This window comes from Amycolatopsis sp. NPDC052450 (assembly GCF_044547565.1).
Classification (GTDB): domain Bacteria; phylum Actinomycetota; class Actinomycetes; order Mycobacteriales; family Pseudonocardiaceae; genus Amycolatopsis.
The window spans coordinates 358897-379001 of sequence record NZ_JBIUAQ010000002.1 but is presented as its reverse complement, the minus strand read 5'-3'; the positions used below and the strand labels follow the sequence as shown (position 1 = coordinate 379001).

Annotated in this window: 23 protein-coding genes and 1 pseudogene; 15 read left to right on the top strand and 9 right to left on the bottom strand. The window is 66.2% G+C overall.

From position 1 onward, the window contains the following. Positions 1-66 (top strand): annotated as a pseudogene (locus tag ACIHAO_RS06685) (cold-shock protein); the annotation flags it as partial. Positions 67-1240: 1174 nt separating this feature from the next. Here ACIHAO_RS06685 and ACIHAO_RS06680 read toward each other — a convergent pair. The 4 genes from ACIHAO_RS06680 to ACIHAO_RS06665 form a co-directional block, all read right to left on the bottom strand. Further along, positions 1241-1981 carry an ANTAR domain-containing protein gene (locus ACIHAO_RS06680; RefSeq protein WP_396555124.1) on the bottom strand — a complete coding sequence of 247 codons (741 nt, stop codon included), beginning with the start codon at positions 1979-1981 and terminating at the stop codon, positions 1241-1243. Positions 1982-2445: 464 nt separating this feature from the next. Then, a complete protein-coding gene (locus tag ACIHAO_RS06675; protein WP_396555123.1) occupies positions 2446-3027 on the bottom strand; it encodes a DivIVA domain-containing protein in 582 nt (193 codons plus the stop codon). Between the two features lie 509 nt (positions 3028-3536). Then, positions 3537-3659 (bottom strand): hypothetical protein, encoded by a 123-nt coding sequence (locus ACIHAO_RS06670; protein ID WP_396555122.1) that lies wholly within the window; start codon positions 3657-3659, stop codon positions 3537-3539. Positions 3660-3913: 254 nt separating this feature from the next. Continuing rightward, a complete protein-coding gene (locus ACIHAO_RS06665) occupies positions 3914-4261 on the bottom strand; it encodes a hypothetical protein (protein WP_396555121.1) in 348 nt (115 codons plus the stop codon). Between the two features lie 249 nt (positions 4262-4510). Here ACIHAO_RS06665 and ACIHAO_RS06660 point away from each other — a divergent pair, with 249 nt between their 5' ends. Both ACIHAO_RS06660 and ACIHAO_RS06655 read left to right on the top strand, forming a co-directional pair. After that, the gene (locus ACIHAO_RS06660) at positions 4511-5512 is read left to right on the top strand and encodes an ArsR/SmtB family transcription factor (RefSeq protein ID WP_396555120.1); all 1002 of its coding nucleotides are present in this window, start codon (positions 4511-4513) and stop codon (positions 5510-5512) included. Positions 5513-5627: 115 nt separating this feature from the next. After that, entirely contained in the window at positions 5628-5786 is a 159-nt protein-coding gene (locus tag ACIHAO_RS06655) for a hypothetical protein (RefSeq protein WP_396555119.1), read from the top strand. A 140-nt stretch (positions 5787-5926) separates the two neighbouring features. Here the strand turns inward: ACIHAO_RS06655 and ACIHAO_RS06650 are convergent, their stop codons facing one another. From ACIHAO_RS06650 to ACIHAO_RS06640, 3 genes are all read right to left on the bottom strand, one after another. Then, entirely contained in the window at positions 5927-6490 is a 564-nt protein-coding gene (locus ACIHAO_RS06650; protein WP_396555118.1) for a carboxymuconolactone decarboxylase family protein, read from the bottom strand. An 11-nt stretch (positions 6491-6501) separates the two neighbouring features. Then, positions 6502-7260: an ABC transporter permease gene (locus ACIHAO_RS06645; RefSeq protein WP_396555117.1), complete on the bottom strand. Its 759-nt coding sequence runs from the start codon at positions 7258-7260 to the stop codon at positions 6502-6504. Between the two features lie 74 nt (positions 7261-7334). Further along, positions 7335-8279, bottom strand: coding sequence for an ABC transporter ATP-binding protein (locus tag ACIHAO_RS06640; RefSeq protein WP_396555116.1), 945 nt, complete (start codon positions 8277-8279; stop codon positions 7335-7337). Positions 8280-8580: 301 nt separating this feature from the next. Here ACIHAO_RS06640 and ACIHAO_RS06635 point away from each other — a divergent pair, with 301 nt between their 5' ends. The 5 genes from ACIHAO_RS06635 (at position 8581) to ACIHAO_RS06615 (ending at position 11900) form a co-directional block, all read left to right on the top strand. Continuing rightward, complete coding sequence (locus ACIHAO_RS06635) at positions 8581-8754, top strand: hypothetical protein (RefSeq protein WP_396555115.1); 174 nt, start codon at positions 8581-8583, stop codon at positions 8752-8754. 112 nt (positions 8755-8866) lie between these two features. Further along, a complete protein-coding gene (locus ACIHAO_RS06630; protein WP_396555392.1) occupies positions 8867-8944 on the top strand; it encodes a transposase in 78 nt (25 codons plus the stop codon). Positions 8945-9085: 141 nt separating this feature from the next. Next, the gene (locus ACIHAO_RS06625; RefSeq protein WP_396555114.1) at positions 9086-9589 is read left to right on the top strand and encodes a DUF3592 domain-containing protein; all 504 of its coding nucleotides are present in this window, start codon (positions 9086-9088) and stop codon (positions 9587-9589) included. A gap of 226 nt (positions 9590-9815) precedes the next feature. Beyond that, positions 9816-10766, top strand: a complete 951-nt coding sequence (locus ACIHAO_RS06620; RefSeq protein WP_396555113.1) for a pyridoxal-phosphate dependent enzyme — start codon at positions 9816-9818, stop codon at positions 10764-10766. Positions 10767-10880: 114 nt separating this feature from the next. Continuing rightward, positions 10881-11900 (top strand): Lrp/AsnC family transcriptional regulator, encoded by a 1020-nt coding sequence (locus ACIHAO_RS06615; RefSeq protein ID WP_396555112.1) that lies wholly within the window; start codon positions 10881-10883, stop codon positions 11898-11900. 30 nt (positions 11901-11930) lie between these two features. On the opposite strand, the gene ACIHAO_RS06610 is transcribed toward ACIHAO_RS06615, so the two are convergent. Then, positions 11931-12647, bottom strand: a complete 717-nt coding sequence (locus ACIHAO_RS06610; protein ID WP_396555111.1) for a hypothetical protein — start codon at positions 12645-12647, stop codon at positions 11931-11933. A 45-nt stretch (positions 12648-12692) separates the two neighbouring features. Here ACIHAO_RS06610 and ACIHAO_RS06605 point away from each other — a divergent pair, with 45 nt between their 5' ends. Continuing rightward, positions 12693-13322, top strand: coding sequence for a TetR/AcrR family transcriptional regulator (locus ACIHAO_RS06605; protein WP_396555110.1), 630 nt, complete (start codon positions 12693-12695; stop codon positions 13320-13322). Positions 13323-13328: 6 nt separating this feature from the next. Here ACIHAO_RS06605 and ACIHAO_RS06600 read toward each other — a convergent pair whose 3' ends face one another. Further along, positions 13329-14183, bottom strand: coding sequence for an enoyl-CoA hydratase/isomerase family protein (locus ACIHAO_RS06600; RefSeq protein ID WP_396555109.1), 855 nt, complete (start codon positions 14181-14183; stop codon positions 13329-13331). A 202-nt stretch (positions 14184-14385) separates the two neighbouring features. On the opposite strand from ACIHAO_RS06600, the gene ACIHAO_RS06595 reads away from it, so the two are divergent. Genes ACIHAO_RS06595 through ACIHAO_RS06570 form a run of 6 tightly spaced genes read left to right on the top strand, consistent with a single transcriptional unit; the run spans position 14386 to position 20105 of the window. Continuing rightward, positions 14386-15645, top strand: a complete 1260-nt coding sequence (locus ACIHAO_RS06595; RefSeq protein ID WP_396555108.1) for an amidohydrolase family protein — start codon at positions 14386-14388, stop codon at positions 15643-15645. Continuing rightward, a complete protein-coding gene (locus ACIHAO_RS06590; protein WP_396555107.1) occupies positions 15645-17198 on the top strand; it encodes an MFS transporter in 1554 nt (517 codons plus the stop codon). Before ACIHAO_RS06595 ends, ACIHAO_RS06590 begins: the two co-directional genes overlap by 1 nt. A gap of 12 nt (positions 17199-17210) precedes the next feature. Then, positions 17211-17591 carry a RidA family protein gene (locus tag ACIHAO_RS06585; RefSeq protein ID WP_396555106.1) on the top strand — a complete coding sequence of 127 codons (381 nt, stop codon included), beginning with the start codon at positions 17211-17213 and terminating at the stop codon, positions 17589-17591. 11 nt (positions 17592-17602) lie between these two features. After that, complete coding sequence (locus ACIHAO_RS06580) at positions 17603-18136, top strand: thiamine pyrophosphate-binding protein (protein ID WP_396555105.1); 534 nt, start codon at positions 17603-17605, stop codon at positions 18134-18136. Further along, positions 18136-18726, top strand: coding sequence for a thiamine pyrophosphate-dependent enzyme (locus ACIHAO_RS06575; RefSeq protein WP_396555104.1), 591 nt, complete (start codon positions 18136-18138; stop codon positions 18724-18726). The genes ACIHAO_RS06580 and ACIHAO_RS06575 overlap by 1 nt, the downstream gene beginning before the upstream one ends. After that, entirely contained in the window at positions 18723-20105 is a 1383-nt protein-coding gene (locus ACIHAO_RS06570) for an aldehyde dehydrogenase family protein (protein WP_396555103.1), read from the top strand. Before ACIHAO_RS06575 ends, ACIHAO_RS06570 begins: the two co-directional genes overlap by 4 nt.

Sequence of the window (20105 nt, the reverse complement as noted above, 5' to 3'; positions counted from 1 at the left end):
CAGGGCAACGGCTTCAAGTCCCTGGATGAAGGGCAGCGTGTGGAGTTCGAGATCGGGCAGGGCTAAAAGGGCCCGCAGTCTCGGCGCGTCTCCGCGATCTGACGTCCCGGTAGCTCGCCCCGCTGGCCGCGGCAAGGCACGGCCCTCCGGAAGAAGACCGCCGACACCGCCCGTGAACAAGACAACCTGCTACGCCAAGCCGAGAACGCCGACCCCGACTACAAGAACGACCAAGCCACGCTACCTGCGGATCTGGACTCGATAGCCGTCATTGGCGACGCCGCGTCCCGGCAGCAATGCCCAGGCCGGACGCAATGTGCATCCTGCGAGTGCCCCCGGACAGGCTCCACCGGGATGCGATTCGTCCGTGGCAAAGGGGCGGCTCTTTCGGGTTGCACATCGATCGACCCGAAGCCGCTGGTCATCAGTGCCGTGGATGCGGCAGCGTCGAAGTCCCTCATCGGACGCAGGTGACGCGCCTTCATGAATTGATCTCGCTTTCCGTCGGCGGCTGGGGCGGACGGGTCGGCCAGAATGCCCTTCCGGTTGCGGCGTGACGCCCCGGAAAGTGCGTCCTGCCAACGCTTGTCGTAGGCGCTGCCAGGGCACGATCGCCGAGGCGCGTCCTCACCCGTCCGACCATGGCCGTGGCGATGCAGGCAGGCCGCCCTCGCCGGCAATGTCGATGGTGGCTTCTCCGGCGATTTATATCGCGCATACACGGTCGTGATGAGAGCGCACCGGTACGGATTGATCTTTTCGATAGTATCTACCAATATGCATGACAGCATGTGTCACCGAAGTCGCGCCGACGTAGCTGATATTTGGCCGCTCGTTCGTGTGGGCGAATGGGTTTATCGGCCACCTATCTCGACCAGTCCGGCCAGGTTCTTGTTGGCACCTGGGCAATCCCGACAGGTGAACGGGCTTTCCGCCCAGCGTTGCTTCGCTTCACCCACACGGAGCGAGAAAAGGCCGTACCGGACGAAGAGTGTTGCTAGAGATAGTCTGCTAGGTCGCGCGACACGGACGGGTGGTCGACTCGCGGTCGCCGTTTACCCCGACCCGCGCAGGGCGATAATTTATTTGTCCGCATTCGCAGTGTTTCCCGATACCGGGAAGTGCTGACTCTTCGAGGCGAGGAGGTGAACGCCATGCGTGACATTCACCTGACCGCCGAAAGCTGGTCCGCAAGGACCGAAGCAAGGGGACACCGGCCGCGCTGACCGCGCGGGTGTGGTCACGGCGTGGGTGCTATGCCGGTGGCGTGGGTGATGAACCGGGCGGCCAGGTCGCGCAGCTTGACGTTGTCGCGCTGGGACTGTTCGACGAGCCGGGCGAACGCGTCGTCGGCGGAGATCCGGTGCAGGACCATGAGGATGCCTTTGGCCTGGTCGATGACCGCGCGGCTGGTCAATGCCGTGCTGAGATGTTCGGCGGTGTCGTGTAGGAGCTGGTAGCGGTTGTAGGCGTGCAGGGCGGCGGTGACGGCGGTGGTGTAGAGGTCGAGCAGTTTCTCGTCGAGTTCGGCGAAGCCGTGGCCGCGGGTGCTGTAGCAGTTGACCGCCCCGGTATGCCGGTCGCCGACCGCAAGTGGTGCGGACAGGAAGCTGCCGAATCCGGCTTCGGCCGAGTCTTTCGCGAATACCGGCCACATCTCGGTGGCGTCGGAGATGGATACGCGCACGATGGTGCCGGTGCGGGCGGCTCGCAGGCAGGGGCCGTCTCCGAGGGCGTACTGGTCGCGGTCCAGCGCGGCGGCGATGTCGCTGGTGGTTGCGGCGGTGGTGGCCACACCGTCGGTGATCAGGGTGATGGAGGCCTCGTCGACACCGGGTACCGCCCGGGTCACCTGCCGGCACACCTGGTGCAGCAGGACCGCGGAGTCGTCGGCGTTGTCCAGCGCCGCGATCAACGTTTCCAGCGCTCCGGTGACCTCGTCGAGGACCCGAGGCAACGACTCGTCCCGCACCTTGTCCATGACCAGCTCTCCCCGTCGGCTACGCACACGACGGGGACCCGGATCCGTGCGAGGGAGCAGGCGGCGCCGGACCGGGGCACCAGCGCGATCACCGAGCTAGTTCGGTGTCGGGGTGCTTCCAAGCCCGCTGCTGGACGAGGAGGAACGTGCCGCATCCTTCCCGCGGCGAAATCCTTCGTCGTTCGCGCGAGGTCGGTAATGCCGCGAAGGCGGCGTACCGTCGAATCGGAACGCGCGAAGAACCTCCTGCACCCGCAGTCTAGCGCCACAGACCGTTCTGCCGTCACTCGATGTCACCTACCGGCGCGGCTGCGTGTTCAGATGGCGCGTATTCGTGCTGCTAAGGCGCGGGGCTCCCGCTGAGCTGAGCCGCGACGTAAGAAGGGCCTGCAGGTTCAGCTGTGCGGGCCCTGGGCCTGCCTGGTCCGCCGCCCGATATATCCGGGTCGGCGCCAGTTCAGAAGTCACCCGTCATTCGTCGCCCCGGCGGCCAGAGGTACGGACTTCTCCTCGGCAGTGCCTTCGGACTTGACCTCCCCACCGAAGCGAGTACGCAATTCAACGACGGCGTGCGCGATCTGTCCGAGTTCGGACAGGACCGCCCGGTGCGCCTTCTGAATAGACGCCGCTTCCCGCTCGGCACGGGAGAGGATGAGCTGGGCTTCGCGGCGCGCGGCGCGTTCCATCTCTTCGCGGGCGCTTTCCGCCTCGGCGGTGGCTTTCTGGGCTGCCGCCAGCAGGTCTTCGCTCTCCTTACGAGCCTGTTTCTTGATCTCCTCGGCTTCGGCTTTGGCGACCGCAATAATTTTTTCGATTCGCCTGCCCAACCCATTGGCTTGGTTCGTCTCCGCAGTTCGAGGCGCCGGAACCTGGGCTTTGGCGAGCCTGCGTTCCGCTGTTCTCCGGGCCTTCTCGTGCCGATCCACACGCTTCTCCGTCGCCCGCACGTATTCGTCGACCTGTCGGCGGTCGTATCCCCGCAGGACGATCGGGAACCGGACGTCGGACTCCGTTGTGGCCTCGTCTTCGGACACCATGCTATCCATGCACCATAGTGTCGGGTACGGCAAGAAGACCGGCAAACCGAAACCTGAAATCGGTGCCGCCGAAATCACTTTCGGGTAATCTGTCTAAAGAGGAGCGTCCGGCAGGCACATCATCGATCGACATTCACCTCATTGTGGAATGGTGTCCGCCGGGGGTCAACCGCTTTCGCGGAGCTTGCTCACCCACTGTCGCCCGGCTTGTCCGCCGGGACACGCGCGATCACTCTAAATTGATGTTTGATTTCCACGTCACTGTCGCCACCATGGCCTTTGATTACTCCATGAAGCGAAGATCGAGGTAGCGGTCGGCGCCGATCACACCGCCGGACCCGTGCGCTCGTGTCGGCGGTGTGACCCGCACTCCCCGGCACGACATGCAGCCGCAGGACGATGACTGGATGGAGCGCCGCGGCGTTCGACGTTCATCAACAGTATGCGGGGGTGAACGGGTAACTGCTAGCAGCTCGGAAGGGCCTCAGGTCGGTTCGGGGTAGCGACTTGGATCCCGTTCAGGGCATGTTCGCTTCGGCACGCTCCATCAGCAGCGCGAATGACATGAGCAGCAGCGGGATCACCAGCACCATCCACATAATCCTTCTGGTACCCGGATCGGCCCGCGGCGATCGCTCCATCGGTCGGGTTCACCTTCGCGAGGACCGGCGCAGCGCAGCTGCGCTTGGGACACACGATTTTCGGTGAGGTCAGATTCTCTCTGTGTGGCACCGATGCTGGAGTGCGCGCAAGCCGGCCAGACCGCCAGCTCCAAACGCCTTGGCAAAGTCAAAAGTCAGATTCTGGCCGTGCCGCATTTCGGCGTGGCACCGAGTTTTGCCGCGCCGGGTGGTGACCGTGGTGCCGGGCGGGGGCTCGGCACCACGGTCTCAGCTCAGCACTTCTTCGTGGAGCCGCCGTTGCTGAGGTACTTGTCGGAGAACCAGCCTGCGCGCTGTGTGCCCGCGACGCGTCCCCAAGTCCAGGTACTCACGCCGCCGACCGATTCACCGGAAGTCCAGCAGTGGTAGTAGATCAGCGTGTTATCGCCGGCTTGTCCCAGTGGCTCGCAGGAGGTGTGCGGCCCGGTCCGGTAGCGCAGAACCGTTGTCGTCCGGCCCGAGCCGCTGTCCTTGTTCGAATGTGGGTGACTGCAGTCCATGATCTGAACGGGTTCGGTGTGCGTTCCGGCGGGTGCGGCCGTGGCTGTCCCGCTGACGCTGACCAGCGTCGCCGCGACCACGGCAGGCAGTGTGAGCCAGGGGCGGTGTAGCGATTTTCTCATCATTCTCCCTCTCGATCGGTCTTTTCCGATGTGAATGCGTCGCCGTGAAGACGCAATGGAAATCATTCGATGGCCCCAGTTGAGGAGTAACCCGTCGTGGGAACTTGATCCAGTGGATCGCATGACCAGTGTCTGGCACTCTCGACTGTGCTGCCATGTGTTCAACCACAACTGAAACGTGCGGCGGAGCCGTATCTGGGGGATGACGTGCTGAAGGTGTTTTTTACTGCGGAAGACCTGCTGAAGGTCACTGTGGCGGACACTCCCGCTCCGCTGATGGAACTGGTCCTTGCGCTGATGACGTTGCAGCGCCGCGACGATCGCCACGTCTTCGGTGGCTGGCGAAGACGGACGGCACGCGGTCTGCCCGTGCGGGCCGAGCCGCTACTGCAGTTGTTGTCTCCTACCGGTATCGGACCTCTGTTCCTCGACCCGCCGAGTGTCGGGCTGGAGGATGGCTTGTCTCAGGTTCTCGCTACCGACCGAGCGGTCGTCGAGGCGGAATTGCGACGGATCTGTGCGGTCGACCGGCCGCGGACCGCCTGGATTCGGCAGCTGGCCGCACAGGATCGTCACGCTTGGCGCATCCTCGAGCACGCGGTAAGGGAAGCGCACAGGCAAATCCTGGCCGTGGAGTGGCCACGGCTCCAGGTCGCCTTCCACGCCGAAGCGGCCTGGCGCGCGCATTTCCTTGCCCGGCACGGACTCGAGCGCACCTTCACGAGTCTGTCCGCCGGCTTGCGGTGGCGCGACATGAGCCTGGAGATCGATTCGCCCGACGTTGACAGGGAAGTGACGTTGCGCGGCGAAGGCGTGGTGCTCCTGCCGTCACTGTTCTGGACTGGCCGGGTTCTCGTGGCACCGCAGCCCGCAGGACCGGCGTTGGTCATCTTCCCGGCTCTCACGCCGCTTCCCTTGCACGACGCCGACACGGTCGGCGATCCGCTCGCGGCACTGCTAGGCGGCACGCGAGCGGACACTTTGCGTGCTCTGACGAAGCCGCACACCACGACCGAACTCGCGCGCACCCTGCACGTCTCCGTGTCCGCGGCCTCGATGCAAGCCAGGACTCTGCGCGACGCCCGGCTGATCACCACCCATCGCGACGGCAAAGCCGTCCTGCATTGGTGCACGCCACTCGGCGTCGGTTTGATCGCCGCTCCCACAGCCGAGCCCGTGAATCACCGCGGCGTCGTCGCGGGAAAGTGACGCAACCGGTCGGTGCGGAGTTACGGCACGGAAGCACGCGGCGGGAAGCCGGCGGCCGTGCAGGGTAGTCCGGCGCGGGCTGACCCAGCCGTGGCTCGGCGATCGTTCGGCTCGCATGAACAGGCCCACGGCTTGCGTGTGCGGAGTAGGCCGATGGCCGCGGAGGACATCGAGCTCCTGCGCGGCCGAGCAAGGACAAGCCGGGGTCGACGAGTACAACCGCGCCCGCGCCGACGCGAACAAGCCGCTGCTGGACTTCATCACCCAAGAATGAGCGGGTCGCTGACGGCCTTCCGGACGGCTCGCTAGCGCCGGACACGGCAGAATACGTCGTGGTCTATGCCCCCGATGTCGCGGGATAGAAGGAGCCTGTCCTCGCGACGCGCAACATGTTGACCTTCTCCTTGTATGGTCTCATTCGGCATCGATCGGGGTCGGGACGTCGTAGGCGTTGAGGACCATCGAAATACTCGCGTACTGGGCGACCAGGAAGACGAGTTCAGCGGTGCCGAACTCGCCGAAGGCATTGACGGCGGTTCGGTACAGCGCACCTGGTATCGGCGCGCCGGTGTGGAGGCGAGCCGCCACATCGTGCGCTACGGTCTCCTCCGGTGTCAGATCGGCGGGGCGTTGCCCGGCGGCCAGTGCCGCGACGACGTCGCCGGAAAGTCCGATCGCCAGGGCGATCCTGCTGTGCGAATAGAGCTCGTACGCCGCACCGTATCGGGCTCCGATGGTGAGGGTGGCGACCTCGCGCACACGAGCCGGCAGCACGCTGCTGCTTGTGACCGAAGTGAACCACTCCAGCAATGGCTTGGCGAGCTCGGGGAAGCGAAGCATCACGGGAAACGGGCCGATCAGCGAGTTGTTGCCATCCGTCGTGGTGAACGGCGGGTGGAGGCCAGCCAGTATCCCGCGTACGTGCTGGTCCAGTGGACGTTGCTCGTCGGACAGGTCATCGGGCTTGATCGGGGGCATTCGCATGACGATCACACGTCCCGGGTACGGATCGCCCAGTGAGCGGCGACGCTGATGGCTGCCGTCGTCGCGAGCAGGATCGAGATCCCGAGTCCCGGCGAGACCGCTCCATCGACCGGGACCACCGTGTAGGCGGCCTGGCCGGCGGTGAACGGCCAGAACCGTCCGAACGCCTCACCGACGGCTCCCGGGAGCCCCGGTGCGAGGGCCGGCACGAGCAGGAGGGCGCCGACGAGCGCGGCGAGGCTGCCAGTACTCGATCGCGTCAGCACGCCGATGGCCACCCCGGCCACGGCGACCGTCGTCAGGTAGAGCGTCGCTGCACCGAGTGCGCCGATCACCCCGGGATCGCCGAGCCCGGCGGCGGGCAAACCCGCGCCGTGCAATATCAGCTGGACGACACCGAAGCTGATCAGCGTGGTGAGCAGGCTGGTGACCAGGGCAACCGCCGCCGCGACGAAGGTCTTCGCGGCGAGGAAGCGAGATCGCGCCGGTACCACGGCGAGACTGCTGCCGATCATCCCGCTGCTGTGTTCAGGCGTGATACTGAACGCTCCGAGCATGCCGATGAGCAGCTGCGCGAAGAGGAATCCCTTCAAACTTTCCGCGGTCGGATCCCACCCGGCGGGCAAATTCGACGGCGAGCCGCCGAGAAGGTCGGATATCCCGAGCACGCTGAGCGCCACACCTGAGACGACGGCGCTGAACGCGATCAGCCACGTGGTGCGGATGCTCCGGAGCTTGGTCCATTCGAAGCGGATCGTATTCATGGCGGGCAGGAAACCCGGGCCGGTGCGCCTGACACCGGAAATATCTGATTTCGTCCGATGTGGAGTGATCGTTTTCATGCCGCCCGGCTTTCGTATTCGGTGAAGTCGTGGGTGAGCCGGAGGAACACGTCTTCGAGGGACTCGCGTACCCGGGCTAGTTCGTCGAGCGCGATGCCTTCGGCCGCAGCGATCTTGCCCACGAGGGCGGGGTCGGCGCCGGCGACGAGCAGGTTCGCGCTCCGACCCTTTTCGTACGCGATTCCCGCCCGGTTCAGCGCATGCCCGAGCTCGTCGAGCGTAGGTGAGGAGACCGTGACCGTCTGCGTCGTATGCGCGAGGACGAAGTCTTCGAGCGTCGACTCGGCGACGAGCCTGCCTTGGCCTATCACGATCAGGTCGTCCGCGGTCAGTTCCATTTCGGACATCAGATGGCTGGAGAAGAAGATCGTGCGACCCTCCGCCGCCAGCTTTCGCATCAGGGTGCGGACCCACCGGACACCTTCGGGGTCCAGGCCGTTGAGAGGCTCGTCGAAGACCAGGACGCCCGGGTCGCCGAGCAAGGCCGTCGCGATGCCGAGACGCTGGTTCATCCCCAGCGAGAATTCGCCTACCCGGCGTTTGGCCGCGTCCGTCAGCCCTACGAGGTCCAGTACCTCCTCGACTCGTTGCCGTCCCAGGCCCGCGGCTTGAGCGAATGCGAGAAGGTGGTCGAAGGCGGTGCGCAATGGGTGAACAGCACGCGCGTCGAGGAGTGCCCCGATGGTGCGCGGCGGATCGTCGAGCTCGGTGATCCGGCGGCCGTCGATCTTGATGGTGCCTTCGGTGGGTTCTGTCAGGCCCAGCATCATCCGCATCGTCGTGCTCTTGCCGGCTCCGTTCGGCCCGAGAAAACCGGTGATGGCCCCCGGCCGGGCGGTGAACGACAGGTCGTCGACCACGATTTTGGTTCCGTATCGCTTGGTCAGGCCGCGTGCCTGGATGCCGGCGCCGCTTCTCGGCGCCGTGGCGGATTCAGTCATCTGTGCTCCCTTCTCCAAGAACTACACTACACAGTGTAGTTTTGAGTTGGCTTAGAACTTGATGAGAAAGATGGGCAGGGTGAGAACGATCGAGCAGACTTCCGGCCGACGGCTGCGGTCCGAGAGCAAACGGGCAGCCATCCTCGACGCCGCGGAACGGCTGTTCGTCGCGGATGGCCATGAAATGACCACTGTCGACGCCATCGCCGCAGGGGTGGCAGGTGTCGAAACGCACGGTCTACGACTACTTCGGAGACAAGCGGGCCCTGTTTGACCTTCGGCACCACGGTTGCCCGAGGCCGTGGACGAGCAACTCGAACGCTTGCTGGAAGAGCGTTTCGCCCGAGTCGCCGCCGCCCGCGCCCTGCGGGTTCCTGACCCGCGGCGCGCCACACAACACTTCACCGCCTTGACGATTCTCCTGGCGTCGGAAGCGCTCCGGCTGTCTTCGCGGGTTTTAGAGGGCAGCTGGTGAGCTCCCGGCGCCGCGTACCGCAGCGACTTTGTCCGATGCCCGGTAGAAGTTGATCGAGCGTACGTTGACAGCATGGCCTGCCGCCCGGCGTGGGCAGGGGCGGTGATGCGCGTTGCACGACCTGCGGGAGATCGTGAACGCGATTCTGTACGTGTGCCGGACTGGCATCGCCTGGGAGTACTTGCCTTAAGAATTCCCGTCGTACAAGACGGTTTTCGACTATTACGCCAAGCGGGGGGCGGCACGATTGAAGCCCTGCATGACTTTGTTGCGCCAACAGGTCCGCGTCGCGAAAGGGGCGCGCGGTTGCACAGCCTGACCACAGAAAACCGTGGAAGATTGCCCGGAAGGTTTCCCGGAGGGGTCCATTGGGGCAATCATCCTGCCTGCGTTCTCTTGTCGAACGTCATGCCATGCTATTGTCCGGAGTGTGAACGATTTCCCCTTATTTGCAGGCTGGGCGGGAATCGGCTGCCTGTTCTTGGCATTCTTGTCACGGTTCGTATCGAGAGTTCTCCTGCTCCGATATGGCGAGCGTTGCCAAGGGCGTCTCGTCCGCTTTCGGGAAACCTCCGGAGATCATCCTCGGACGATGGCTGTCTATCAGTTCTCGCCCAAGGGCGGCGGCGTGCTGGAATTCGAAGAAGAAGCGTCGCGATCATATGGCGAGAACAGTCTCGTCGTTGTGCGGTACTGGCGCTTCAACCCCCGGCGTACTGCCTCCACCACCGGCCCCGGTGGCACCTGGCAGCCTTTGGTCGGCGACCTCTTCCCGCTGTTCGTTACCGGAACCCTTTTTGCCGGATTCACCTATGTGCTGTTCGGTGGGGTGTGAGGTTGCGCAGCTAGCTGCGCAACCTCGGATCGACGCTACAAGTTTCAAGGTGGGACGCCATTTCAGGCCATGTACCGCTGCTTCGGCCCGCTCTGTATCGTGAGGGGTTTTTCGGCATCGACCTTGTCCGTCAAACAATCCCACTTTTCGTGCGCGGATATGGTGCTTCGATGTCGGATTGGTGCAGTGCGCGGGTTGGTGCTGCACTGCCTTCTAGGGTCTGGACATGAATGTCGACATCGACGTGCGCTCGGCCGCCGCTCGGCTCGCCGGCGTCGCCCACCGCACTCCCGTGCTCCGAGCGAGCACCTTGGACGATCTGATCGGCGCGGAGGTGTTCCTCAAGTGCGAGAACTTCCAGCGTGGTGGGGCGTTCAAGTTCCGGGGTGCTTTCAACACGGCGTCGCGGTTGCCGCCCGAGAGCGTGAAAAGGGGCCTGCTGACCTACTCCTCGGGCAACCACGCCCAGGCCGTCGCCCTGGCAGCCCGTGAGCTGGGTGTGCCCGCCGTCGTGCTCATGCCGCACGACGCTCCCCGTTCCAAGGTGGCCGCGACGGTCGGCTACGGCGCCGAGGTGATCGGATTCGACCGTTACGGCGACGATCGCGAGCTTCTGGCCGCGACGGTGGCCGCCGACCGGGATATGACCCTCATCCCGCCCTACGACCATCCGGACGTGATCGCGGGACAGGGCACCACCGCACTCGAACTCTTCGAGGAGGTCGGCGAGCTCGACCTTCTGGTGGTGCCTGTCGGGGGAGGAGGCCTGATAGCGGGTTGCGCGCTCGCTGCCGCCGACCGCGGGGTCGGCACGCGCGTCGTGGGCGTCGAGCCAGCCGCCGGAGACGACACGAAGCGGTCTCTCGAAGCGGGACACCGCGTCGCCATCGAGGTACCGCGGACGATCGCGGATGGGCAAGCCGCGGCGACGCCCGGTGAGCTCACCTTCTCCATCAACCGGCGTCTCGTCGACGGCGTGGTCGTGGTCACGGACGACCAGATCCGCGAAGCCATGCGATTCGCCTTCGAAGGCCTCAAGCTCGTCCTCGAGCCCAGCGGGGCGAGTGCGCTGGCGGCGCTCATCTCGTCCGCTGTCCACCCGTTGCCCGCCCGCATCGGGCTCGTCATCTCGGGTGGGAACGTCGACGTGAGCCGGTTCGGCGAACTCTGCGGGTGAGCGGAGGCGTCGCCTGCGGACGGTCCGGTCGGCGGCAGCGGCACTCCGGACGCGATACCGTGCACGAATTCCTTCGGAAGCACGTCCTGGCCGCACGAAAGGATGCTTCGGTTCGTGAAAGACGCGGAGTTCGACGAACTCGACATCGCGATCGTGGACGCGGTGAGGTCGGCGCCGCGTGTGAGCTGGCGAGACCTGGCGCCCGTCATGGGGGTCAACGCGGCGACGATCAGCAGGCGCTGGTCGCGTATGCAGGCGGCGGGCGTCGTCTGGGTGACCGCTCATCCCGCGGGCAACGCGACTCCGACCTGTGCTCTGGTGGAGATCAACTGCGCTCCCGGCGAGGCGGCCGTCGTCGCCGAAGCACTCGCCGACGACGTGGAGGCGGCCACCGTGAAACTGACCTCCGGTGCCCGCGACCTGCAGGTGCTGGTGCAGGTGCCGGAGCTCGCCGCGCTGTCCGGCTACCTGTCCGACCGCATCGGCCGCACACCGGGGGTCGAGAGAGTGCGCGGGTACATCGCAACCCGGTCGGCCTTCGAAGCCAGCAGGTGGCGAGAAGGTGCGCTCGATCCCGAACAGCAGCGCCGACTCCGCACCTACGGCACGGCCCGCGGCGAGCACGACGGCGTGCTGGAACCGGCCGATCACCGGTTGTTGCGCGCCTTGACCCTCGACGGCCGGATGTCACTCGAGCGGCTGAGCGAGCACGTGGGCCTTGGTGCCGTGACCGTCCGGCGCCGCCTGGCGAGGCTGGAAAGCGCCGGACTGGTCATCCTCCGGTGCGACACCTCGCGGCATCTGTCCGGTCGAGCGGTCGCCGTGACCTACTACGGCTCCATCGACGCGCACGAACTGGACGCCGCGGAAGGGCGGCTTCGTGGGCTTCCCGGTGTGAGGGCGTGCAGCATCGTCGCCGGGCCGCACAACGTCGTCATCGACGCGTGGCTCCACTCCACGGCGGAAGTGCACGAGCTGGAAAGCGTTATGAGCCACGCGTTTCCTGCCCTGCGGATCAGGGACCGGTCGGTCGTCCTGCGGCTGGTCAAGCTGCTCGGCCGGATCCTCGACGCCGAGGGCCGCTCGGTGCGATCGGTTCCGCTGCTCCACGAAGACGCGGATGTTCCGTCGTGAGGTCTGGGCCCCGCACCGTCGAATCCGGGATCAGTGCCGTGAAGCCGCGCCTATCGCCGTGACCCACGCCAGGACCCGGTCGTCGTGGCCGGTGAAGTTGCCGCGCCGGACGACGCCGTCGACGTCGATGTGCCGGGAGCCGGTGAGGCCGAACTGGCCGAGCAGTTCGATCAGGAGCGGCCGGACGAGCGACGGCACGCTCGCGGAACCGCTCTCAGCGAGGGAGAACTTCGCTCCGCAGGGACGCACGGAGCGAACGCGGGTGCCCACCGGGTGAAATCCGTCGGGTCCGCGGTTCCAGATCTCGTGCGGAACGCTGTTCATCGCGGTGCTTTCTCCCAGGCTCGCCTCGATCGACAGTTCTCCACGGCAACCCAGGTGTTCGGCATACGCGGACGCCAACCGCACCGCGGCGATCGAGATCCAGGCGACCGCGCCCTCGCCGATCGCCAGGACGGTTTCGCCGTCAGCCGGATTTCGCCGCGATCCACCCACCGGTAGCCGAAGAACGGAGGAGCCGTCCGTGTGCGCCTCCAGCGCGTACCGGATATCGGGTCCGTCCGAGGAAAAAACGAACAGCCCAGGCGCGGCCCGAGGCCTCTCCGCGCCGATCGGAATGGGAGCCGGCCAGGTCGAGACATGGTTTCGCACCCATGCCGCAAGTGCTTCACCGGACAGCCGGTGCGAGTCGTGCATCGGTGCCGATGGCGTTGCCTTGACCGTGATCCAGGTCTGGCCGGTGGTCATGGTTCGGAGAACTCCTTGTTGAAGGCCGCGCCGTATAGTGAGCTCGTGTCGAGAGTCAACGCCAGTACGCAGACGCCGGGGCGCAGGCGTCGGTCCGAGGGCAAGAGGGCCGCGATTCTCGACGCGGCGGAGATCTTGTTCGTCGAAGAGGGCTACGACGCCGTCAGCGTGGACGAGATCGCGGCCCATGCCCAGGTGTCCAAGCGAACCGTGTACGACCACTTCGGGGACAAAGAAGAAATCTTCTCGAGGGTGCTGGAGCGCGTGAGTGACGCGTTGACCGATGCCGTGCGTGCGGCAATCGACGAAGAGCTGGCCGGGAGGTCCGGCCTTCGGGATGAACTCGTCAATTTCGGCACCCGCATCGCCGGTCAGACCCTGAAGTCCTCCCGGTATGCGAGGTTCAGGATGCTGGATTCCCGTCGTGGGTCGCGCCCCTGGTTACCGGAGTCCAAGCGCGATCTCGCCGAACGGATGCTCGCGGAACGCTTCGCCGATTTTGCCGGAACAGGGCGGATTCACACCACCGATCCGGCAGTCGCCGCTCGCCACTTCACTGCTTTGACGATCGGCCTGGCCCTGGAGGACCTGGTTCGAGGAAGAACGGACGGCTCGTCGGAACTCCAGAAGGTGGTTTCCGACGGTGTGGACGTCTTCCTGCGGGCCTACGGCTAGAACTGGTCAGAACATCTTCCTGGACTCGGAGTCGGCGACCAGTTCGGGATTCGGTACGACGGACTTGCTGGCCACGTTGGCGAGCATCTGGTGCGCCATGTGGAAGCCGAAGTCCTCGGCGACCGTCTTCTTCCAGTGCCGCGACAGGATGTTGTGGGTGGCCCACCTGGTGTACCGCGGTCGCTTCATGATGAACCGCGCCAGGTCCCAGGCACGACCGAGCAGGTCCTCCCGCGGCAGGACGTCGTTGATGATGCCCCACTCGAGCGCCGTGTCGGCCGGAATCGACTTCGCCGCGTAGATGTAGTACGCGGCGCGCTTGGGGCCGATCAGCGACTGCAGCGCCATCGCCTGGCCGTCTCCGGGAGGCGATCCCAGCCAGAAGTGGGGGTCCATGAAGTCGGCGTCCGGCGTGGCGAACGTGACGTCGCTCATCGTCGCGAACTCGGTGTGCACACCGGGCCCGTTCACGGCGGCGATCGTGGGGACGTCGATGCTGTTGACGAAACTCTCGATCAGCTTCCAGCCGTCGTACATCCGCTGCTGGATGTGATCGGGTTCGAGGTCGGAGGCCGGCTTGGGGTTCATGCCGCGGGGATCTCCGGTCATCCACCTGTCGCCGGTGCCGGTGATGATCAGCACCTGGTTCTCGGGGTCGTTGCCGACCTCCTGCCAGAAGCGCGGCCACGAGTTGTGGGCGGCGTGCGTGTGGACGTACGGGCCGCCGTCGGTGTGCAGCCGGACTTCGAGGATGCCGTCCTCGCGCTTCAACTGGAAGAAATCCGCATAGGTGGCCGAGTACTCCTCGAGGCCGCGGGGTGCCAGGTAGCCGTTCCAGTGTTCGGCCGGGTTGAACGTCATGGTCGTGCCTCCAGGCGAGCGGGGGTGATGCCACCAAAACTACACGACTCGGTGTGGTTTTCAACTGGGAAGTCAGCAGTGTTGATTCCGTGCGCGCAAGCCCTCTGTATTGCCTGATTCATGCATTCCCGTGGCCATCCCGTGACGTCGTCTTACGTTCTCGCTCACGACGAGAAAGCAAGAGAGGGCAAGGTGGGATGGAGTGGAGCTCAGCGAGAAGGCGGCTCTTCGCGTACACGACGTCCGGCTGATCGACGGGATCGGCGCGGAAGTCGTAGATGACGCCGTGCTGGACGCGGGCGCCGACGGAAGGGTCGTCTACGCCGGACCGGCCGCCGGGGCACCGGCGCCGGGCAGAGACGTCCGGACCGTCGACGGCCGGGGCGGGACGTTGCTGCCCGGCCTCTTCGACTGCCACACGCACTTCGGGTTCGCGTCCACCAGGTCGCTCGTGGAGACCGCGTTCCTCCTCGACCCCGTTGTCGGCATGGCGCAGACGGCGGAACGACTGCGGCTGACCCTGGAGGCCGGCATCACGTCCGCGCGGGACCTCGGCGGACTCCCCGCGGGCTACCGCGACGCGGTGGGCGCGGGGCTCCTGCCCGGTCCGCGGCTGCAGACCTCGGTGGGCATCATCAGCCACACCGGTGGTCACGCCGACGCGACCATGCCCAGTGGCAAGGACCTCGACTTCGACTATTGCGTGCTGGCAGACGACGTCACCGCCGTGCGGACGGCCGCGCGGCGGATGATGCGCTCGGGCGCGGACGTCATCAAGATCTGCACCAGCGGCGGCATCAGCAGCACTCACGACGACCCCGACGACGAGGACCTGCTCGACGTCGAGATCGCGGCGGTCGTCGACGAGGGCAGGCGCCGGGGTGGACGGCCGGTGGCCGCGCACGCTCAGGGACGCGCCGGTGTCCTGGCCGCGATCCGCGGTGGCGTGAGGTCGGTCGAGCACGGCTTCGGCATCGACGACGAAGGATGCGACCTGCTCGGCGAGCGAGGTGCCTTCCTGGTGCCGACGTTGTCGACGGTGTTCCAGCAGCTCGACCCGGCGAAAACCGCTCCGTGGCGGTACGAGAAGAAGCTGCGCTGGAACGAACGGGCCAAGGAGAACATCGCCGAGGCGATCAGCCGGAAGGTGGACATCGCGGCGGGAACGGACGTCGGGATCACCCCGCACGCGCGGAACGCCTTCGAGCTCTGGTGCCTCGTCGAGCTCGGGATGTCACCGATGGACGCGATCAAGGCGGCCACGTCGACCAGCGCGCGGCTGCTCGGCGTCGGCGACACGCTCGGTTCCTTGCGGCCCGGCTACCAGGCGGATCTTGTGCTGAGCGCTCAAGACCCGTTGCAGGACATCGCCTGTCTCACGAAGCCGGAGAACATCCTCCTGGTCGCGCAGCAGGGTGTGATCCGCAAGAACATCGTGCCCGCCGACCCTGGGACTTCCTGATGTCACTACTGCGTGCGCTTCGTGACAAGAAGAACACCCTCTCGAAGACCTTCAGGCGCAGGCGCGCGCCGGCAGCGGACTCCGAGATCGGCTCCGCGGTGCGGGTCGAGACCGAGGAGACCGACGGGTATCTCCACCATGGGTGGACCCGCCGGGTCATCGGTTACGTCGCGATCCTGATGATGGTCAACGTCATGGTCGACAGCGTGCTCGCGTCACCGACCTTCGTCCTTCCGCAGCTGGGCGAAGCCTTCCACACCAACCAGTTCGCCTGGATCGGCTCCAGCGCGATGCTCGCGGGAGCGATGTGGGCTCCTCTTCTCGGCAAGAGCGCCGACATCAACGGCAAGCGCAAGATCCTGGTGATCACGCTGCTCGTCGCGGGCGCGGGTGGCCTGGTGTGCCTGATCGCACCGAACATCGCGGTCTTCGTGTTCGGTCGTCTCCTCCAGGGTGCCGCCGTCGCGGCGACGTTCCTCACGGTGGCGCTCATCCGCGACATCTGCGCACCGAAGTTCGCCATGGTGGTCACCGGGTTCGTGACCTCCGGCTCGGCTGTCTTCGGCATCATCACCCCGTTCATCCTCGAACCTGCCCTCCACGCGTTCGGCTGGCGGATCGTGTTCGTGATCTCGGCGGTTTTCGCCTGCCTGGCGGCGCTTCTGGTCCGGTTGGTCATCCCGGAGAGCCGCAAGACCGCGCCGGGAACGGTCGACGTCAAGGGCGCCCTCGTGCTGGGCCTCGGTCTCGCCGGTGTCCTGGTCTACATCAGCCTCGGCCAGGTCTTCGGCTGGCTCAGCCCGATCTCCCTCGTCGTGCTCGTGGCGGGCGCCGTCGCGCTGACCTACTGGTACCGCGTGCTGAGCCTCAAACCGCGGCCGATCGTCGACGTCCGCGGGATCTCGGCTGCCCTCGGACTGGGGCTGCTGGTCGTCATCATGGGAACCGGTGCCTACCAAAGCATGCTCCAGCTCTTCAGCATCCTCATCGAGGTCTCTCCCGGCGAAGGCTTGGGATACGGCATCGCCGCCCCCGCCGCCCTCGGGCTGCTGTTCGGCATCCCCTCGCTCGGAATCATGCTCGGCGGCGTGGTGGCCGGCGCGATCTCGGCCAGGGTGGGACCGGTCTGGAGCCTGGGGGCCGGTGTGCTGCTCGGTCTGCTCGCGACGTTCATCATGCTCGTGGCCGGCGCGGGGAGTCTGCCGCTGGCCGTGTTGTCGTCGTTCATGCTGAGCATGACCGCCGGATCGATGGTCACGTCCGGGTTCAACCTCGCGTCCGTGCTCGCACCGCCGGAGCGCCAAGGCACCGTCTCCAGTCTCGTGATGGTCATGATCGCCATGGGATCCGTGACGATGAACTTCATCGGATCGGCGGTCCTCGGCGCCACCCGGATCACGCACAACGGCGAGTCGGTCAACTCTTCGCTGGGTGTGCACAGCTACATCGCCGTGGCAGGAGTGGTTTTCGCTCTGGCCATCATTCCCACGTTCTTCCTGGTCCGGCGGATGCGCGGTCATGTCACCGTCAGCGCGCCCGTCAGCCACCTCTGACAGGAGTCCCTCATGAGTCAGGTAGCGCCGGCACATCCCGGACAGGCCAGACACCCCTACAGCCCGGTGCGTGAAACCGAGACCGGTCTCGTCTTCGTCGCGGGACAGCTCGGAATCGCCGACGGCCGGATCGTCGAAGGAGGCATCGTCGAAGAGACCAGGCAGGCTTTCGCCAACCTGCGCGCCAGGCTCGGAGCCGTCGGTCTCGACCTGCGGAGTCTGGTGAAGATCACCGTCTACCTCACCACGATGGCGGACCGCGACGAGATGGACGCCATCTACGAGGACGCGCTCCCGCACCCGTTGCCCGCGCGCACCTGCATCGCGGTCGCCGAGCTTCCCTACGGCGCCCGCGTCGAAATCGATGCCATCGGTGTCCGGGACGGCACATGAAGGAACTGCGGATGACCTACGCGAAAGCCGTCGCCGACGGCATCTGGGCGGCGAACGTGGTGAAGGTCGGGTACATCCCGTCGGTCACCGTGGCCCCCGTCATCAAGGCTCTGGTCGCCACCGACGGCGGAAGAGACGGGATTTCGTCCCGAGTGACCCCGCTGTCGCGAGAAGAGGAAGCCGTCGGCGTCATGGGCGCCTTCGCGCTCACCGGCGCGCTCGGCGCCATCGTCATGCAGGACAACGGTTTCGGAAACGCGCTGACCGCTCTGGCGACGTTCCCGATGTCCTACCACCTGCCCCTGTTGATCTTCGCCAACGCGCGCGGTGGACTGGGGGAGTACAACTCCATGATCCACTCGATCAGCCAGCCCGTTCCCGCCGTGCTGCGGGCGGTCGGGGTGCCCGTGTACGAGCTGGACCGCCGTGACAGCACCGGCGACTGGCATGACACGGTGCGCGAGGCCGGCGTGCACGCGGTCATGACCAACCGGCCAGTGGTGGTCCTCGGCTCCTTCTGGAACACCGACGGGATGGTGGCGTGATGAAACGCATCGAGGCACTCGCCGTGCTCGCGGAGCTCTCCCGCCGCCACCCGGTGGTCGTCACGTGCGCGGCTACAAGCCGGGAACTGGCGGCCGTGCGGGACGGCGACAACCACTTCTACCTGCTCGACGCGATGGGGCTGGCCGGCTCCGTCGCGACGGGCCTCGCCCTCGGCCTGGCCCCGGACCGGCCGAAGGTCATCGGTATCGAGGGCGATGGCTCGCTGCTGATGAATCCCAACGTTCTGCCGACCGGTGGCTACCTCGCTCCCGCCAACCTGCTTCTCGTGCTGCTCGACAACGGGGTCTTCGGCTCGACCGGCGAGCTGCCCACCTACTCCTCGCGTATCGATCTCGAAGCCCTCGCGGCGGCATCGGGCTGGACGACGCGCTCGACGGACACCGCCGACGGTCTGCGGGCGACGTTCACGGAGCTGCTCGACGTCGAAGAGCCTGCCTTCCTCCACGTGCGGATCGAGCCGGGCAACGCACCTGACATGGCGAAGCTCCTGCTCGATCCCGTCTCCCTCCGCGACCGCTTCGCGCGGTGGCTCAGGGAAGAGCACCTGGTCACGGAGGTGAACGCGTGATCACCACAGCCGGCGTCACCACGGTGAACCCGGCGACGGGCGACCGGCTCGCCTTTTACCCGTACGCATCATCGGACCGTATCGATCTCGTCCTCGCCACCGCGGCGGCCTCACGGTGGAGTTCCTCCGAGGTCGAGGACCGGGTCGCCGCCGTCGAACAGCTGAGCATCGTCCTGACCCAGCGGCGGGAGGAGTTCGCGGGGCTGATCACCCAGGAGATGGGCAAGCCGATCCTGCAGGCGCGAGCGGAGATCGACAAGTGCGTCACGACGTGCCGCTACTACGCCGCGGAGCTGCCAGGCATGCTCGAGGCCGAGACCTTCGCCCTTGACGGCGACACCGCGATGGTGCGGGTGTTGCCGCTGGGGGTGGTTTTCGGGATTCTCCCGTGGAACTACCCGTGGTGGCAGGTGATCCGAGCGATGCTGCCGGCCATAGTCGCGGGCAACACCGTCGTGGTGAAACACGCGGACTCGGTCACCGGGAACGCGGTGGCGATCGAGGAGATCTTCCGGCAGGCCTTCGGTGCGGGTGTTCTGCAGACGTTGGTCCTCGACGGCGCGACCGCGTCGAACGTCATCGCGGACCCGCGCGTGGCCGCCGTGACCTTCACCGGCAGCGACCGGGTCGGCGCTCTCGTCGCTGCTCGTGCCGGCGCCGCGTTGAAGAAGTGCGTGCTCGAACTGGGCGGGTCCGATCCCTTCATCGTGCTCCAGGACGCGAACATCGCCGATGCCGCCGCTGCCGCGGTTCGGTCGCGGTTTCTCAACAACGGCCAGAGTTGTGTCGCCGCCAAGCGGATCCTGGTCGACCGCGCGGTGCGCGACGAGTTCGTCGATGCGCTGATCCCGCACGTCGCCGCGCTGGACGTCGGAGACCCGACCGATGAGCGGTTCTCCATCGGGCCGATCGCCAGGGCGGATTTGAGGGATACGTTGCGCGAACAGCGCGACCGGGCCTTGGCGGCCGGCGGCCGAATCCTGGCTGAAGCCCCGGCGCCCGACACCGACCGCGGCGTGTGGTTCGCGCCGTCCATCGTCGAGGTCGACAGCGAGGACTCGACCATCCTCTCCGACGAGACCTTCGGCCCGCTCGGCGCACTGACGGTGTGCGCCGGGGAAGAGGAGCTGATCGCGATCGCCAACTCGTCCCGTTACGGGTTGAGCGGCAGCGTCTGGAGCGCGGACGGCGAACGCGCCACCGCGGTCGCCCGGCGGCTGGAGACAGGCGCCGTGTTCGTGAACATGCTGTCCGCGACCGATCCCCGCCTCCCGACCGGCGGAGTCAAGGCCAGCGGCTACGGTCGCGAGCTCGGCAGGTGGGGCGTGCACGAGCTGGCCAACCTGCAGGCCACGCGGATCCGGGCAGGCAAAGCCTGA